15 protein-coding genes are annotated in these 16837 nt (G+C 33.5%); 14 read left to right on the forward strand and 1 reads right to left on the reverse strand.

Annotation, left to right across the window (positions count from 1 at the left end):
* The first annotated feature begins 106 nt into the window (after nt 1-106).
* The 3 genes from BALOs_RS00640 to lepB are packed head-to-tail and all read left to right on the forward strand — an operon-like array spanning nt 107 to nt 2654.
* Nucleotides 107-712, forward strand: a complete 606-nt coding sequence (locus BALOs_RS00640; protein ID WP_120404021.1) for an RlmE family RNA methyltransferase — start codon at nt 107-109, stop codon at nt 710-712.
* Entirely contained in the window at nt 696-1928 is a 1233-nt protein-coding gene (locus BALOs_RS00645) for a penicillin-binding transpeptidase domain-containing protein (RefSeq protein WP_120404022.1), read from the forward strand. Before BALOs_RS00640 ends, BALOs_RS00645 begins: the two co-directional genes overlap by 17 nt.
* Nucleotides 1929-2654, forward strand: coding sequence for a signal peptidase I (gene lepB / locus BALOs_RS00650; protein ID WP_120404023.1), 726 nt, complete (start codon nt 1929-1931; stop codon nt 2652-2654). It begins immediately after the preceding gene.
* Here the strand turns inward: lepB and BALOs_RS00655 are convergent.
* Entirely contained in the window at nt 2651-4990 is a 2340-nt protein-coding gene (locus BALOs_RS00655; RefSeq protein ID WP_120404024.1) for a Smr/MutS family protein, read from the reverse strand. The two genes, lepB and BALOs_RS00655, sit on opposite strands and share 4 nt — an antisense overlap.
* Between BALOs_RS00655 and BALOs_RS00660 the strand changes: the two genes are divergently transcribed.
* The 11 genes from BALOs_RS00660 to BALOs_RS00710 are packed head-to-tail and all read left to right on the forward strand — an operon-like array spanning nt 4989 to nt 16828.
* Nucleotides 4989-6290: an NFACT RNA binding domain-containing protein gene (locus tag BALOs_RS00660; RefSeq protein WP_162929478.1), complete on the forward strand. Its 1302-nt coding sequence runs from the start codon at nt 4989-4991 to the stop codon at nt 6288-6290. The two genes, BALOs_RS00655 and BALOs_RS00660, sit on opposite strands and share 2 nt — an antisense overlap.
* A gap of 40 nt (nt 6291-6330) precedes the next feature.
* The gene (locus tag BALOs_RS00665; protein WP_120404026.1) at nt 6331-7113 is read left to right on the forward strand and encodes a hypothetical protein; all 783 of its coding nucleotides are present in this window, start codon (nt 6331-6333) and stop codon (nt 7111-7113) included.
* Nucleotides 7113-8291 (forward strand): class I SAM-dependent rRNA methyltransferase, encoded by a 1179-nt coding sequence (locus BALOs_RS00670; protein WP_120404027.1) that lies wholly within the window; start codon nt 7113-7115, stop codon nt 8289-8291. The genes BALOs_RS00665 and BALOs_RS00670 overlap by 1 nt, the downstream gene beginning before the upstream one ends.
* Nucleotides 8281-9228, forward strand: a complete 948-nt coding sequence (locus tag BALOs_RS00675; RefSeq protein ID WP_114706122.1) for a MoxR family ATPase — start codon at nt 8281-8283, stop codon at nt 9226-9228. Before BALOs_RS00670 ends, BALOs_RS00675 begins: the two co-directional genes overlap by 11 nt.
* A gap of 1 nt (nt 9229) precedes the next feature.
* A complete protein-coding gene (locus BALOs_RS00680; RefSeq protein WP_114706123.1) occupies nt 9230-10075 on the forward strand; it encodes a DUF58 domain-containing protein in 846 nt (281 codons plus the stop codon).
* On the forward strand, nt 10072-10836 hold the full coding sequence (locus tag BALOs_RS00685) for a hypothetical protein (RefSeq protein WP_120404028.1): 765 nt from the start codon (nt 10072-10074) through the stop codon (nt 10834-10836). Before BALOs_RS00680 ends, BALOs_RS00685 begins: the two co-directional genes overlap by 4 nt.
* The gene (locus tag BALOs_RS00690) at nt 10826-11815 is read left to right on the forward strand and encodes a VWA domain-containing protein (protein ID WP_120404029.1); all 990 of its coding nucleotides are present in this window, start codon (nt 10826-10828) and stop codon (nt 11813-11815) included. The genes BALOs_RS00685 and BALOs_RS00690 overlap by 11 nt, the downstream gene beginning before the upstream one ends.
* A complete protein-coding gene (locus BALOs_RS00695) occupies nt 11815-13590 on the forward strand; it encodes a VWA domain-containing protein (RefSeq protein WP_120404030.1) in 1776 nt (591 codons plus the stop codon). Before BALOs_RS00690 ends, BALOs_RS00695 begins: the two co-directional genes overlap by 1 nt.
* Entirely contained in the window at nt 13590-15248 is a 1659-nt protein-coding gene (locus BALOs_RS00700) for a BatD family protein (protein WP_114706127.1), read from the forward strand. The genes BALOs_RS00695 and BALOs_RS00700 overlap by 1 nt, the downstream gene beginning before the upstream one ends.
* A complete protein-coding gene (locus tag BALOs_RS00705) occupies nt 15235-16155 on the forward strand; it encodes a bifunctional riboflavin kinase/FAD synthetase (RefSeq protein WP_114706128.1) in 921 nt (306 codons plus the stop codon). The genes BALOs_RS00700 and BALOs_RS00705 overlap by 14 nt, the downstream gene beginning before the upstream one ends.
* Nucleotides 16148-16828, forward strand: a complete 681-nt coding sequence (locus BALOs_RS00710; RefSeq protein WP_162929479.1) for a hypothetical protein — start codon at nt 16148-16150, stop codon at nt 16826-16828. Before BALOs_RS00705 ends, BALOs_RS00710 begins: the two co-directional genes overlap by 8 nt.
* Nucleotides 16829-16837 lie beyond the last annotated feature (9 nt).

Consider the following 16837-nt stretch of genomic DNA (forward strand, 5'->3'; position numbering starts at 1 on the left):
AAATATTTTGCTCTCAGATGTAAGAAAATATAGATGCGCTTACAAATTAGCATGAATTCAGTTCTGCAAATAATGTTTAGCTAATAGTTGGTATAAGGTTGAGGTCATGATGTTTAAAGTTAAGGATTACTATTATAAAAAGGCCAAGAAAGAGAACTTTCTTGCTCGCTCAATTTATAAATTAGAAGAGATTGATAATAAGTATAAAGTTATTAAGAAGGGTAATAATGTTCTTGATTTAGGTTATTTCCCAGGCTCGTGGATGCAGTACACGAGTAAGAAGATTGGGCCTGATGGCTTTGCTGTCGGTATCGATATCAAACCAGTCAATAAGAAACTTTTAGGGGTTAAGAATATTAAACTCTTTGAAAAGAGTATTTTTGATGTAACGACAGTAGAAGAGCTTGATTTTGATGATCGCTTTGATGTTGTTATTTCTGATATGGCCCCTAATACAACGGGTGTTCGATCAGTTGACCAGTTAAGGAGTTTAAACCTTATTGAGCAGGTTTTTCATCACTTACCTGTCTTTTTAAAGCCTGGTGGAAACTTTGTTATTAAAGTATTTGATGGCCATGAGGCGCAAGTCTTTTTAAAATCACAAAAAAACATTTTTAAAGAATTCCATTTTTTAAAGCCAAAATCGACACGATCGGTAAGTAAGGAATTCTTTGTGATTGGTAAAGGCTATAAAGGTGATCAAAAAGTATAAATTTATCTATAAGTATTTACTAATCTTGGCCCCACTTGCCTTGATTGGTTTTTTCTTTTTAGGAAAAGAAGAGAATAAAAAAGCAAAAGTTGAAAGTAAACCAAGTGTTATTAGTGATCAACAAATAAAGCACTATCTCTCCAGTCAATTATTGGACCCGGTTGAACCATTTCAACAATCAATTCAACACAATGGCAAATTGTATAGTATTGAGTACGCAACAGATAAGAAGCTTGAAAAGTTTGTTCGCTGGAGATTGCGCTACTATCGTCCTGATAAAGCAGCTGTTGTTGTAATGGATAATAATAATGGAAATCTTTTAGTTTCCCTCGGTTTTACTAGAAAAGGGAAAGTCTTTGATTATTTACTGCCATTTACTGGGACCCATCCCGCCGCCAGTGTCTTTAAGATTGTAACTAGTGCGGATCTTGTAAATAATGCTGACTTCGATATTCATGATAAGTTTAAGTACCGAGGAAGAGGGACAACTCTTTATAAGTACCAGCTAAAAAATAAGAAGACACGTTGGCAGAGGTCGACTTCTTTTGATCGTGCCTTTGCATATTCAAATAATGTAATCTTTGGTAAGGCCGCCATTAACAACACAACTCCACAGGAGCTAGAGCAAATGGCGCAAAAGTTAGGCTTTAATGAAGACCTTATGAGTGAAATCGATTTAGCTCGCTCAACATTTGAAGTTCCAAAAACTGATTACGCCTTGGCCGAGATAGCCTCAGGTTTTAATAAACGCACACAGATGTCACCTGTTCATTGTGCTGTGATTTCAAGTATTGTGGCAAATGAGGGAGAGCTGACTTATCCACGTTTGGCACTGCATTTAAGTGATAATAAGAGCGAGGATGTCTGGACAAACGAAATAAGAAAAGAACGAGTTATAAATAAGAAAGTGGCTGATGAGTTATCTGAACTAATGCAGGGAACGATTAAAAGGGGTACAGCAAGAAGAACCTTTAGACGTTATATGAATCGTCGCCTTTCAAGAAAGCTTGAAATGGGAGGGAAAACAGGTTCTATTACAGGTGGATTCCCCTATGGAAAGCGAGACTGGTTTACTTCTTATGCAAAACCTAAAAAGGATAATAATGACAAGGGCATCTCTGTTTGTGTTATGATTATTAACTATGAAAAGTGGTATGTTAAATCCACAAAATTAGCACAGGAAATAATCTCAAGATACTATAGAGGGCTTAAGTAAGTGAGTGAATTGATAGAAGAGAAGATTTTAAATCGTAAGAGGACATTTATTAAGATGACTCGCGATTCATTCATTATAATCATTTCACTTTTAATCTTTCGCTCAGTTTTATTTGAACCATATAGAATCCCTTCTGGGTCAATGATACCAACCTTAGAAATTGGAGATTTCATCCTTGTAAAAAAGTTTCAATATGGATTGAAAGTTCCATTTTCTGATATCGCTCTTGGAAATATTAATTTAACACCTACTTATCTCTTTCGTACTAATGAAGTTGAAAGAGGGGATATCATTGTATTCAAGTATCCAAATGACTTGAAAATAAATTACATAAAAAGAGTTATTGGCCTACCAGGTGAGACTATTGAAATTAAAAATAAGGAAGTCCTCATTAATGGTCAAAAAATGTCTGAGAAATTAATTGCTACAAAAAATAATGATAATTATGAATATTTTCAAACAACAGTTAATGATAAAGAATTTGTTGTTAAAAAGGATATGGATAATATCTATAAATTAAATTTCAAAAAAACTAAAATCCCTGAAGGCCACTATTTTGTAATGGGTGATAATCGCGACAATTCCTCAGATTCTCGTGCTTGGGGTTTTGTACCATTTGAAAATATAAGAGGTCGCGCCTTCTTTGTGTGGTTTTCGATGAAACAAGATAGTTATTCAGGACAAATGACAATAAACTTTGATCGAATCTTCAAATCAATAAATTAATTATTGTTTACCAAGTCAATTCTAGTTGCGCCGTCATTGCCTTCATCAGGTGTCCAAGTTAAGTCCTTGTGCCTTCTCATCTCATTTCTAAGCCATTTCTTAAGTGTTCCATCACCATGGCCATGGACAATGATTAGATATGGTATATGACCCATTCTTAAATCATCAATACAAGAGAAGACTTTTTGCTGAAACTCACTTAGTCTCATTCCACGACAATTAACTTCAGTTGTATAATTAATTGTTTTGAAGACATTTATTTGTACTTCATTCTTAGGCTTTGCCTTTTTATTGCGATCAATACCTTGTTGATCAAAGAGAGAATTTTTAGGAACTGTTATTTTTTTACCATTGACCTCGACAATACAATTCTTACCCTTAATCTCAGAGACTACACATGTTGTATTTAGGCGATCGCAAAAATAGCGGTGCCCCTGTTTGATCTCTTTTGCTACGGTACGTACTTCTTCTTTCGCTTTCTTCTCGTCATGATCAGGCTTTAGCTTTTCAAACTGTTTACTTAGATGTGTAATTTCATTACTTAGGCTTTTGGCCTTAACGTCATTTAGGCCTTTAATGATTTTTCGTATCTCTTTTTCATAATTATCAAAAGCTCTCTGCTTTTCGAGAAAGAGAATACCTTCTTGAGATTTTTTTTGATTTTTTAATTCAAAGTTGAGCTGTTTATTCTCACGTAGTGTTTTATCGATTTTTTCTTGTTTCCGAGATAAATCCTGTAATAACTTTTCATATGTTACATATTTTGTATCTAACATCTTCTTAGCATTATCGAGAATTTTTGTAGGGATTGAATGTTCATGACTTAAGCGTTTGAAGATTTCAAGGGCCATTGATGAACCAGGGGTCCCCATAGCAAGTTTATATGTCGGACAATTCTTTTCAAAGTCATAACCAACATGGGCCGAAAGGAAGTCAGGATTGTCTTGCATTTTGGTTTTTAAAAGTTGGTGGTGAGTTGAAATAAGTACATCACATCCAAGCTCATGTGTAACATAGTTAATTATAGAGTATGCAAGAGAAGATGCTTCATCTGAAGATGTTGAATTAAATATCTCATCAGCGGCAATAAGTGAGTTATTTTGAATATTTTCAAGCATACCGAGAATGACTTTAACTTCACCAGCAAAAGAACTAAGTCCCATCTCAAGATCTTGATAGTCGCTATCAAAATAGAAGATATCTGTTTTGTACTGTAATTTTGCCTTTTGTGCAGGAATGAAAAGCCCAAGTTTAAAAAATAGATGAGATATGACAATACTCTTTATACTTACTGTCTTTCCACCTGTATTAGGCCCAGAAATAATTATGCCTTTATGATTACTTTCTAGTTCAATACTATTTGTGACACACTCATCGATTAAAGGATGATAGAAGTCTGTAATAATGGTTTCACCATCAGCACTGATTTCTGGATAGCAGAAGTTTTTTGCATGTGAATAACTTGCTAATGTATTTGTATAATCAAGTGAAATATAGAAAGAATAAATATCTTTCATTACTTGAATATCATTACTAATTTGTTCAGAGTAGCCTTTACAGATCTGAGATAGTGCATAATCTATCTTGGAATTTATTTCGATTAATTCGTTGGCCATTTTTCTCGTCGATACAGGTTCGACAAAAAGTGTATTTCCAGTTGATGATCGAGCGACAATGCTTCCAAGATCACTTCGGTAAGAATCACTTCTAATAGGAATGACAAATCTTTCATTTATGATGTCAAATGTATCCATTTGTAGACGTTTAGAGATATCTTCATCTTTTAATATAAAGTTAATCGTCTCACGTATTCTTCTTTCAAGTGATATTTGTTCCTGAATCAAAGGTGCAATAATTGGATGTTTTTCAAGGTGTACGCTTCCATCGGCATCAACAAACTTTCTAAATGGGTTGATGAATTTACTTTTTAGGCGTTGAGTTTTATTAATGAAATCTTCAAGGATTTCTCTATAGTCTCCAAAGTTAAGTGTTCGCTTAATTGGAAAAAGATTCTCAATAAGATTTGCTAAAAAGTTAAGTTGATCTATTGTTACAACGCCGGCTTTAGAGATGTAGTTAAGCGCGTTATGATTTTCTTGATTATCTCTTAGATTGCTAAAGAATATCTCATGTAAACTTCCTATCTCATCAATCTTTTTAATTAATTCGTTTAAATTAGAAAAGTGAGAAGCTAAGGATTCAAATTCGTAAACCTTTGGGTTTTGTTCTATAATGCTTTTATTGGTATCAAATTTCGCATACGTTGTAATTTCTGAAGCAATTTTACTCCAGTCAATATTACTAAGCGTTTGTGACAAAATAGTTGGATTATTCATGAATTTAAATTTCTCAGAGCTTGGACAAAATGTCGATAAAATTAACAAGCAAATTATGGAAAATGGGGAATCAACATGTCCTAAAATCCAAAAGATTTTTTCATCAGGCAAGTTGCTATTACTTCAACTTAGGCTTAGGGGAAAAAACCTTTGTATAACGATTGGCAGAGGTGGAGAATACTGTGGGGTTTGGGATACGATTCAAACTATACCTTCAGAATATCGTATCCAAAGAGATCAGTTCCTCGAGTTTTTAAGATCAAATATAAGAAATGCGAGACTCGTTAAAATAGAAGCAGATACACTTGATAAGTGTTTATCCTTTCAGTTTCTAGATAAATCTAGACTATTGTTATTTTGGAAAGGCCGACAGCTATATTTCTCATATATTTATCAATCTAATAACAAATGGATGCACTTCTCTCCATGGATTTCACAAAAGAAACTTGAGTTTAATGAAGAGTCTGATTTTGATTTATTTGATGAAATAGGGCGTAAACAATTAGATATAAAGAATATTAAAGATTCAAAACTTGTTCTAGAGGCGAATGATGTCTTTAATAAAAAAGTTGAAACTGGTTACAATAAGAAACTACTACGTAAAAAGTCTCTTATCTCTAAAGACCTAGAGAATTGTAAGATTAGACATGAAATCGAAGAGAAATTAATTAAGGATGACTTAGATTTATCAGGTCACGTTTTTAAATATAAGAACTTCAAAGTTAAATTTGATTATAGTGCAAATTATTATCAAAAAAAGAATAGTGTTTTCACTAAGATAAAGAAATTAAAAAAAGGTGAGGAGTTTCTCACTAAGAGATTACAAGATGTGATCGAAGAATTAGAGAATAAAAAACAAACCTTTGTTCAGGAAAAAGTAAATACTCCAATATGGAAGAAAGTAGCACAAAGTAGTAATGAACCTAAAAAGTCGGATGATCATGTCATTGTAAAATGGGGCGAAATCTCAATCGCCATTGGCCTAAATACGAGAGGAAATGATTATATCAGAAGTAAATGGTCAACTAAGGGAGATATGTGGTTTCACCTAGATGGTGATAAAAGTGCACACCTAATTGCGAAAAATGCTGATACCTTTGATTTTGATACTTATAGTGTCCTTGCTTCAATGCTTGCTGAGTACAGTGAATTTGGTGCGGATCAAATACCTGTGATTTTTACTCAGGTAGAAAACTTGAAAGGAGTCAAGGGAGCACAAGGTAAGGTCATTTATAAGAAAGAAAAGCATTTAATACTTCCAAAAGTCAATTGGAAGGAAATAATTTCAACTAGTTGGTAATGCTGTATGTCCCTTTTAAAATAGCTTAAAAGGACGTTTTATGCTTAAATTTAATATTTCGCTAATTGTTGTATTACTTCTATCTGTATCTTCAGTTTTTTCAAATAACGAAAAAATTTTTGAAGACCATAAATTAAGAACCTACACACCACTAGCAGGTGAAATTAAAGATCTATTCTTTGATATTAGGGAACCTAACTTGGAAAATTACGTTAAGTCGAATACTGCATTGGTACCGGATGATGTCTACTATCGAGTGTATTGGTCATTTCCAAATAACATACGTGTTCGAGTCGAAGGACTACCTGAGAAAGGATTTGATTTATTAAAGCAAACACTAATTGCTAAGGTTAAGCCATATGTTGAGTTGATTTTAGCTAAAGATTTAACAACTGCTTTAGAATCAAGTGTTTATAAAAAAGATACAAAAGAGTCGGCCCGATATATTAGGGTGAAATCAAAGAAAGAATTACTAGACTTAGCTGTATCGTTCTATTCAAGTGGTCATATTAAATCAATTGAAACAAAGAGCCCAAACCTTATCACTACAACCGCTTTTTCATACTCTAAAAAGTCGTGGGCCAAAGGCAAGAGTGTTGTTTCTCAAATCGTTATTAGTGAAGGTCGTGGGGTGTCTTCAGTTAAAAAAGAAATTGAAATTGAATACGATAAAGTGAATACGTTTGGTCTTCCAAGTGAAATTAATACAGTCTCTTATGCCATGAATGGTGATAAGAAGATTGATCTTGGAAAAATGAATTTGAAGGTGAATAATTATCATATCAATACAGGCAAAGCTAAGAAGTTTATGGGTATTGAATAATGAGAACAATAAATATAAAGAAGAAAATAAATCTTCGGTTTGAAGAAAAAGTAATACTGCTTTCTGGAAATGATATTGAAGATAGTTTGAAATCTTATCGACCTGGTGAATGGTGCTTCTTTGAATTTAATAAAGCTAAGTACATAGGCTTTGTTAATCCAAATTCTTCTCGTAAAAAAAATATATGTGTTTATAAGTATTCACAAGATGACCCCTTATCCTTAATTAAGAACTTAATTAAAAATGCAGTTTCTTATAGAAAAGAGATTGGCTATGCTCTAGATTCGAGACTCATTTACGGAGAAGCGGACGGTCTGCCTGGTGTTATTGTCGATTCCTATGAAAACTGTGCTATTGTACAAATTAACTCAGCAGGAATGGATCAGTTTCGAAATGATATAAAGACATATCTCAATGAATTGATTGATAAAGATGTTTTACTTCTAGATAACGAAACATATCGAAAGATTGAAGAACTTCCCACTTTTAAAAAAGATGATTTGCCTGAAGTTATAAGTGTAACTGAAAATGGATTCAAATATAAAATCGATAGAGAGTTGATGCAAAAAGTAGGTTACTACTACGATCATAGAGAAAATCGTCGTAAATTTGAAGAGCTAACGATAAGAACTGGGCAATCATTTAAGAAAGGCTTAGATCTGTTTACATATGTTGGTTCTTGGGGACTGCATCTACTTAGAGCAAATGTTTCAAAAGTCGATTTTGTTGATCAGGCAAATATGCAAGGTGTCGTCGATGAGCATCTCAGTCTTAATAATTTTTCGGGCAAGGGAACATTTATTAGAAGTGATGTATTTAAGTTTCTTGATGGTGCAATAAATAGCGGTAATGAATATGATATTATCGTTTGTGATCCTCCAGCATTTAGTAAGAACTATAAAGATAAGAAAGCTGCACTTAAAGGTTATGAAAAATTATATAACAAAATTTTTCAAATAATTGAAAACGGTGGCCTTCTTGCCGCTGCATCATGTACCCAAAATATTAGTATGAGTGAATTAGATCAATGTGTTCTTAAAGCTGCTAATAAAATAGGGGTAAGTGTAAAATTAATTGATACAGGTATTCAAGGGCTCGATCACCCAATATCAAATTTAGATTCAAGATCAAATTACATAAAATATTTAGCATATAAGGTGGATAGAAATGACAGATAATTCAAGACAAAAAGTACTAAGTGTCTTAGACAGAGCAAAACGAATTGTTTATGGACAAGATGAAATGCTTGATAGCATTATCGCAGCTCTTGTTTGTGAAGGACATTTACTAATTGAAGGTATGCCTGGGCTTGGTAAAACTCTTTCTGTTTCTACAATGAGTAAGCTCTGTGATTTAACCTTTAAAAGAGTTCAATTTACACCAGACTTACTTCCATCGGACTTAGTGGGGACTATGGTCTACTCTCAACAAAAAGAAGAGTTTTCTACTAAGTTTGGCCCAATCTTTACACAACTTTTACTCGCAGATGAAATAAACCGTTCCCCTGCTAAGGTACAATCGGCTTTATTAGAGGCCATGGCAGAAAAACAAGTAACAATTGGAGATTCTACACATAAGCTATCGAGCCCATTTGTCGTTCTTGCTACGCAAAACCCAATAGAGCAAGAGGGGACATATCCTCTTCCTGAAGCACAGCTTGATCGTTTTATGATGAAGGTACAAGTGAATTATCCAGACTTTGAAGCTGAAAAATCAATTCTTGATATGGAAAAAATTAAAGATGAAATGGCTTCTATTCTTTCAACAGATGACATTCTTTCAATTAGAGATGAAGTCGAAAAAGTATATGTTGATGATAAAATGAAAGACTTAATTGTAAAGATTGTAAGAGCAACAAGACCTGGTGATCAGCACTTTTCTCCTGACTTTAAAGGGTTGGTTCAAGCAGGTGCTTCTCCACGTGCAGCAATTTGGCTACACAAGCTTGGAAGATTTAATGCCTTTATGGCCCAAAGAGACTATGTTTCACCAGATGATATTATGAAAGTTGTTGCCTCTGTCCTAGGGCATAGAATTATTCTTACTTATGAAGCCACTATTGATGGCCAAAACGCAAGGGATATTGCAGTTAAGATCGCACAAAAGATGATTTAATATGAAATCAGTTGAAGTACATAAAATTGTCCAAGGAATGAAGAATAGTCTTTTTAAAAGGGCCAATTCTTTTTCTATTGGAATGCTTAAGTCTCACTTTAGAGGTACGGGGCTTAAGTTTAAAGAACATCAAGTATATGTTCATGGTGATGATGTACGTTTTATAGACTGGAAGATGGTGGCAAAAACGAATACACCATATATTAAGACTTTTGAAGAAGAAAGAAATGTTGAAATAACAATATTATTAGATTGTAGTCCCGGAATGGTAATTGGTCATAATGGCGTCTCTAAAATACAGGCGGCTTTTGAAATTATCAGTCTTTTATACTTACTTTCAGAAAAAACACATGACTATATTGAAACAATAATTTGTTTAAACGATAAAGTTGTAAGAGTTCAAAAGAAAAGAGGAGAAGCAGGCCTCGTCGCATTTGTCGACAGCTTGAGAAAATCTAAAGTTATTGATGAAAATGGTGAAGTGAATACGGAATTTCTTGTGAATCAAAAAGAAAGAAATTTCGCAAAATTTGATAAAGAGTTAGTAAGAGAGTTTTATAAAAAAAGAGAGGTCGTTATACTAAGTGACTTCTATGAATTTCTTTCTCCTGAGACCTTAAAGAGGTTAACGGTTAGAAGGCACGTTCATGCCTTCAGGCTGTTAACTCCCTTAGATACTTCTGATGAGTTTAGATTTACTCTAGTTGGACGAATCGCAGGAAAGGGGAGTGGACGAGTTAATACTCGTTTTAAAGGGAAAAATGAAAAGTTAGATTATGATTTTCGTTTGAAAGATATTGATGTTAGTGATCGTTATTTAGATGTTTTTGTAAAGGAGATGCTATGAGATTTCTTTTACTTATTATTTCTATTCTGTCTCTGTCTACGTTTGCACTTGATACAAAGCTAACACTTGAGCTTATCGATAAAGAGAGTTCATGGGATGTTGGTGAAATAAAAGACTTTAAAATCATGCTACATCCAATTAGTGAAGTAAGTGATCAGGATATTAAAAAATCATTACTTTCTAGAAACTTTGTGGACATGATTAAAATCCTAAAAATAAAGAAGCAATTTATTTTAAAAGAAAATCCAGAGTATTATATTGTTGAGGCTAGAGGTGTACTAATAAGCGAACCTAAGCCTAACTTTCCAAAGATTTGGGACTATCGCGGTATGGCAGTCGCTGTGGATTATTCTGCTATATCATTTTCTAATACTCCGGTTTCAAGACAGGACTTCTTTGTTTTTGATAAGAGTGTGCCTGGCCAGTTAAGTCCTTTAATGATTCTGTTAATTTCTATAACTGCAATCGTTGTTCTTATTTTAATCTTTATATTCTTTCGTAAGATTCAAACAAAGAATGCTCAAAAGAAGCATTGGCAGAATATTGTCGATGAATTTAAGAAGGTATCAGATCGTAAAGGTCACGAGTATATATACTCAAATCGTCATAAGTTTTATGAAATATTTTCTAATAAAGACGCTTATGTCGAATATTTAAACTTAACTAATAAAGTTCAGTATAAGAAGGATTGGGATCAGAGTGACTTAATAACATTAGAGGAGGCCCATCGTAAGGCCAAGGAGAATATTGTTGTTAGATAGTTACGTGTTTCAAAATAAATATTTATTTATTGCTGGTCTAGTAGGATTACTCTTTTGGATCTTAGACTTCTTCAGTGTCATGAGAAAAGGGGAGTTAATTCTACCTCCAAAATATCGTACACAAAATGTCTTCTCAATTATGCGAGGTATCTTGTTAGTTCTTGGTGTTATCTCTTGGCTTCTAATTAGCTTCGCTCTAATGGGGCCCAAAACCCCGATGGGTAAGAGTAATGTAAAAAAAGAAATTAATGACATCTATTTTGTTGTGGATGTTTCACGTTCGATGCTCGCAGAAGACTTTCCTCCAAATCGCTTGGAAGCAGCTAAGGAACAGATACGAAAGTTCGTTGAGCTCTCGCCAGTAGATCGTATTGGAATTATTATGTTTGGAGATAAGGTCTTTACTCTAATTCCTGTTACAACTGATTTAAAGCTTGTGGAGCAATCAATAGAACAAATTAAAATTGGTTTTTTAGGTTCTGGTACAAATATTGGAGATGCTTTAGGTCTGGCACTTGCAAGATCTGAGACGAGTATAGCGGCGAATAAGTCAATTGTTCTTCTAACTGATGGTAGTGCTAATGCTGGTCTAATGTCACCTATGCAGGCTGCTGAAAAAGCAAAAGAGCTCGGAATTAAGATCTATACAATTGGTATTGGTGGTGATCCTAATGCCAAACTACCGGTTGGTAGAGATGCATATGGACGTAAACGTTATCAAAATATGCCAGGCCAAAGCATGGACTTTGAAACTCTTCGCAAGATTGCACAAGAGTCTGGTGGAAAAGACTTTGTGGCCTCAGACAATGACTCTCTTAATGAAGTTTTATCTGAAATTAATAAGCTTGAAAGGAAAGGCCTCGAAATTAAAGGACGAATAATCTATAAAGAGGACTATTATAAATATCTGATGGCCGGATTCTTCTTATTAGTTTTTGTTGAATCTGTTCGACGTATTGGATATAGGGAAGTTGCGTAATGGAATTTGTTAATATTAAATTATTAGTGATTTCAGTTGTGGTTGTAGCAATTTTTTCATTGGTTTCACTACGAATTAGAAATAAGTTTTCTAAACTAGTGCAGTCTATTTGGTCATTAAAAATCAAGAAAAGACAAAAAGTTTCAATTATCTTCTATTTCTTATCATTTTTTATTTTTGCTTTTGCTGTAGGTGATCTTAGAGGTCCTGAAGAAGTCGTTGAATCTAATATACCAAATCAACGAACACTCATACTTATTGATAATTCTATGAGTATGCTTGTAGAGGATGTAAGGCCGAATCGAATTTCTAAGGCAGCTATTATTGCAAAACATTTTGTTAAGAATGCCTTTGGCCACCAAGTATCATTGAGTATATTCTCTGATATTCAAAGAAAAATTGTTCCATTTACTGATGATTTAGACATACTTGAGTCGCGTCTTGAAACAATGTTGTCGGCAGCACCAGATGGGGGCTCAAATGTTAGTTTAGCTCTAAAAGAAGCATTTCAATACTTTAAAACTTCTAATGGGTACACAAAGGGAAATATCCTCTTAATTACTGATGGCGAAGAACATGGAAGCATTGATGTTGAAATCCCTGAAGAAATTAGCCTTGGAATTGTAGGTGTCGGAACACCGGATGGTGGTAAAATTCCTGTTCGTGATAAGCGTGGAAACTTTAGACGATATAAAAAACATAACAATGTTGAAATCGTATCAAAATTAAATAAAACTTTCTTTGAGGATTTAGTAGAGAAATCAAAGTATTCAAAAGTATGGTTTATCGAATCATACAGTTTACCAACTCAAGAGATATTGGACTTTTTTAAAAATGTACATTTAAATGCCTTTTCTAAAGGAAGTTTTAGATCTCGTCCTGTATTGGGGTATTGGATTATTATTAGCGCAATTATTTCATACGTTATCTTCGTGATACTAAGTCGCTTTAAAATGTTTAATGCAATGACAGCAATCTTCATAATGTTAATTGTTGTTGGCCCGAAAGATAAAGCGTTTGCAAATCAAGAAGATCTAGCAGCGCAGCCGAACCCCTATCAAGATGAGCTAGTTGAAAAAATGCGTAGAGGAGAAATTACTCATAATGAAAAGTTAAAGCTAGCAGAACTATATTTAAAGCAGAAGAATGGTCAAGAGCAGTCCGTAGAAATTTATAGTGAAACATTAAGTAATTATGAGAATGAGAAGGATGAAGACCTTTTTAACTACGCTACAGCTTTACTCAAAAACAATCGACTCGAGGACTCTTTAAACTTATTTGATTATATAAGTACACGTACTCAAAACAATGATTTAAAAAAGAAAATTACTGAGCAAATTAAGTTGGCCTTGAAGAAACAAGAACAAAAGAAGAAGCAAGATAAGAAAAATAAGAAAGATAAAAAGAATAAGGATCAAAAAGATAAGAATAAGGATCAGAATAAAGACAATAACGGGAACTCTGAGCAGAAGAAAAAGCAGGGTCAAAATAAAGACGATAAAGGTCAAGAGAAGAAGAATAAGAAGTCTGGTCAAGGTAAAGAGGATCAAGAAAAAAAGCAGCAGAGTCAAAAGAAAGATTCTAAAAATGGTAATAAAAAAGAACAAAAAACTAAGCAGCAGCAATGGAAGCAGATTGAGAGTCAGGCAAAACGTAAAAAGAAGATGCGTAAGGCCAATGGTGTTTTTAAGCAAATTATGAATGATGACGCTCAGTTGCAACAGAAATTTATAGATACTTCATCTGAAGGTGATAATAATCGTAAGGACTGGTAATGATAAAATGGATTTTAATTTCACTTCTTGGTTTATCTACTTTTGCACAAACAATTACAGCAAAAGTAAATTCAAGTCAGGTAGCATTAGAAGATTCCTTCAAATTAACGATTTCTTTTGAAAGTCAAAGTAATGTTGAGCCATATGTAAGCTTCAAACTTAATAATGGAGAGATAATTTCTGATAACACTAATGATGCAAGTCGTATGATGGTTAAGGGGATTTTTGCTGGCGGTAAAATGATCCAGAAGAAGATCTATAATTATGTCTACGAAATAAGAGCGAGAAAGCCTGGTACTACTGTTGTAAAAGATATTGAAGTCGACTTAGGTGGAAGCGTTGTAAAGCATCGCTCACTCTCTGTACGTATTTTAAGGCAAAGAGCGGCCCTGCAAGATTATTTTGTTAGAGCGGAGGTTGATAAGTCTCAAGCCTATGTTGGTGAGCGCATTGATTTAAATTACTATGTATATTTTAAGGGTGAGATTACAAACCCTGAATTTGTAAAGTTCCCAGTACAAAAAGGTTTTTTAAAGAGATTCGAATTACCTCGCACTAATGTAGAAAGAGTCAGTATACAAGGTGAAGTATATAAAAGGTTACTAGTCTATAAGTCAGTATTGTATCCAGAAAAAACAGGTGATCTTTCAATTGATCCAATTGAGTTAAGAATTCAATATCCTGATTATAAAAGTAGAAGAAGAAATGCTTTTGGAATGTCATTTTCTTTTTCAAGCGCAACTTATAAAACAAAGGTTATACGAAGTGATCGCGTTAAAATTAAATCGATCCCAATACCTACAGAAAATATGCCAAAATCATTTACTGGCCTTGTTGGACAACATCGCTTTGAACTGAGCTTTAATAAGTCTAAGGTTGTTGTAAATGATGTTTTAGAGGCTAGGTTAAACGTTGTCGGTGACGGTGCGTTGGAGAAATTTGAAGCACCTCGTTTAATTAGCTCAGATGCTTTTGAAGTATTTGAGGCCCGTGCAGAAATGATTGAGAAAACACCTCTTGATAAGAATAAACGTTTTGATTACACATATCTTGCAAAATATTCCGAAGATATTCCAAAAAACTCATTGGAATTATCTATTTTTAATCCACTAACACATCAATTTGAAACGACGAAGTTAGAAATTGATGCTCTTTCTATTATTGGTTCAGGAACATCTTCTTCAAATATCTCTTCAAAAGAAGCTACAACTGTAGCCAAAGAAGCAAAAGAAAATATTAGAAGCACTGTCGAAAAGAATATTCAACAAAATGTTATGGCACCTGTGTTTAAACCATCACAAAAACGCAACATCTGGACAATTATAAATTATTCACTCGGAGCGATTGCTGTGTTTATACTTGCCTTAACCGCTTTTCCATATATTAGATTATTTAAGAGAGATCCTCTTAATGATCTTAAGAAAAACTTTGTTTATTCTCAAATCTTTCACTATATCTGTACCTATTCAAATAATAAGTCAGGTGATAGTCTGGGAGATAAGATTGAGAACTCAAACTTAAGCAGTGAAGCTCGTACTTATTTTAGTAATTTAGTTGAGAACGCAAGTAAAAACGAATACAAGGGTGCAAAGCTTCCATTGAAGTTCGAAAAGAAATATTGGAACGAACTAATAAGAGAATCAAATGAAAGTAATTAAATCTTTGAATGAGTTAAATGAACTCGACTATGCTGTCACTATTGGTAATTTTGACGGTGTCCACTGTGGCCATCAGAAAGTTATAAGAAATATTAAGGACGAGTGCGAAAACTCCAACTTAAAATTAGTTGTTGTTACATTCACACCTCACCCAATTCAGATCCTAAATCCCAAGGAGCATTATCTAATTAATAGTTATTCAGAAAGGCGTGAACTTTTATCTGAATTAGGAATTGATTATTTATTTGAAATTGAATTTAATCGAGATATTTCTCTAATGCCACCAAAGGACTTTTTGGATGAGTTTATTTTTAATGCAAAGGCCCCTGCTAAGTTTTATCTTGGGCACGATTTTGCATTTGGTGCACAAAAAAAGGGTAATCATAGTTTTGTAAAAAAATACTGTGAAGATATTAATACAGAAGTGATAGTTTTGTGCTCTTTTGATGTTGAGGGGGGAAAGGTCTCAAGTACAATTGTAAGAGAGGCCCTTGCTGATGGAGATGTTGAATCAGTTAGAAAGTATCTAAAACGCGACTATTTTATAAGAGGACGCGTCATTAAAGGTGCTGGACGAGGACGTCAAATCGGCATTCCTACAGCTAATCTCGATCTTGATAGATATCGTCGATATCCAAAAAACGGTGTCTATATAACAAAGACAAAATTTGGTGAGTCAACTTGGTATTCCGTTACTAATATTGGTCATAATCCAACTTTTACTGATGGTATGGGGGTTTTTGTCGAAACTCATATCCTTGACTTTGATAATGATATTTATGGTAACGAGATCGAGGTATCTTTTATTAAAAGGCTTCGCGATGAAAAGAAGTTTGATTCTGTTAACGATCTCATTGAGCAAATTAATTTAGATGTTGATAAAACAAGAGAATATTTTAATGATTAAACTCGCTCTCTTAGGAAAAAGTATTCATCATTCTAAATCTCCGGATATTTATGCTGAACTTTTTAATAATGAAGTCGAATATACTCTTCTCGATATAGCAAAGCCTCAATCAATTCCTTCTCTTGATGAAATTTTTAAAGAGCAAATGGGCCTATCTATTACTGCACCCTATAAAACTCATTTCATTAATGCTGTGGAAATAGATACTACCGTTAGAAAGATTGGCGGTATAAATTGCATTAAAAAAGAAGGAAGTCAGTATATTGCTACAAATACTGACTATTTAGCGGCAAAAGAAATCTTTTTAAGAGAAAACTATAATGAGAGAGAAGTTGTTGTTCTTGGAAGTGGAACAATGGCAAAGATGTTTAATGTCTTATTTGATGAATTAAATATAGATTATGTTCAGTACTCTAGAAGTGTTGATGGAAACTTGAATGATATCAATTTTGAACAAGAATTTAACCTCGATAAATTGTTGATAATTAATTGTTGTGCACGAGCATTTCATTTTAATTTATCATTATCAAAAAATACTATTTTCTGGGATATGAATTATAAACATTCATTCCATGAGTCTTCCCTGACAAATAAACTCACTTATATTGATGGAAGTGAACTTCTTTACCTACAGGCAGTGGCCGCAAAAAAATTTTGGAACTTTACGTTATAATATAAACAA

Source organism: Halobacteriovorax sp. BALOs_7 (assembly GCF_003612895.1).
Lineage (GTDB): Bacteria > Bdellovibrionota > Bacteriovoracia > Bacteriovoracales > Bacteriovoracaceae > Halobacteriovorax_A > Halobacteriovorax_A vibrionivorans.

Excerpts from the sequence above, each read along its gene's own strand:
- BALOs_RS00710 (WP_162929479.1), top strand. The coding sequence starts at position 16,148 with ATGATTAAACTCGCTCTCTTAGGAAAAAGTATTCATCATTCTAAATCT.
- BALOs_RS00665 (WP_120404026.1), top strand. The coding sequence starts at position 6,331 with ATGCTTAAATTTAATATTTCGCTAATTGTTGTATTACTTCTATCTGTA.
- BALOs_RS00675 (WP_114706122.1), top strand. The coding sequence starts at position 8,281 with ATGACAGATAATTCAAGACAAAAAGTACTAAGTGTCTTAGACAGAGCA.
- BALOs_RS00680 (WP_114706123.1), top strand. The coding sequence starts at position 9,230 with ATGAAATCAGTTGAAGTACATAAAATTGTCCAAGGAATGAAGAATAGT.
- BALOs_RS00655 (WP_120404024.1), bottom strand. The coding sequence starts at position 4,990 with ATGAATAATCCAACTATTTTGTCACAAACGCTTAGTAATATTGACTGG.
- BALOs_RS00700 (WP_114706127.1), top strand. The coding sequence starts at position 13,590 with ATGATAAAATGGATTTTAATTTCACTTCTTGGTTTATCTACTTTTGCA.
- BALOs_RS00640 (WP_120404021.1), top strand. The coding sequence starts at position 107 with ATGATGTTTAAAGTTAAGGATTACTATTATAAAAAGGCCAAGAAAGAG.
- BALOs_RS00660 (WP_162929478.1), top strand. The coding sequence starts at position 4,989 with ATGAATTTAAATTTCTCAGAGCTTGGACAAAATGTCGATAAAATTAAC.
- BALOs_RS00670 (WP_120404027.1), top strand. The coding sequence starts at position 7,113 with ATGAGAACAATAAATATAAAGAAGAAAATAAATCTTCGGTTTGAAGAA.
- BALOs_RS00695 (WP_120404030.1), top strand. The coding sequence starts at position 11,815 with ATGGAATTTGTTAATATTAAATTATTAGTGATTTCAGTTGTGGTTGTA.
- BALOs_RS00685 (WP_120404028.1), top strand. The coding sequence starts at position 10,072 with ATGAGATTTCTTTTACTTATTATTTCTATTCTGTCTCTGTCTACGTTT.
- BALOs_RS00705 (WP_114706128.1), top strand. The coding sequence starts at position 15,235 with ATGAAAGTAATTAAATCTTTGAATGAGTTAAATGAACTCGACTATGCT.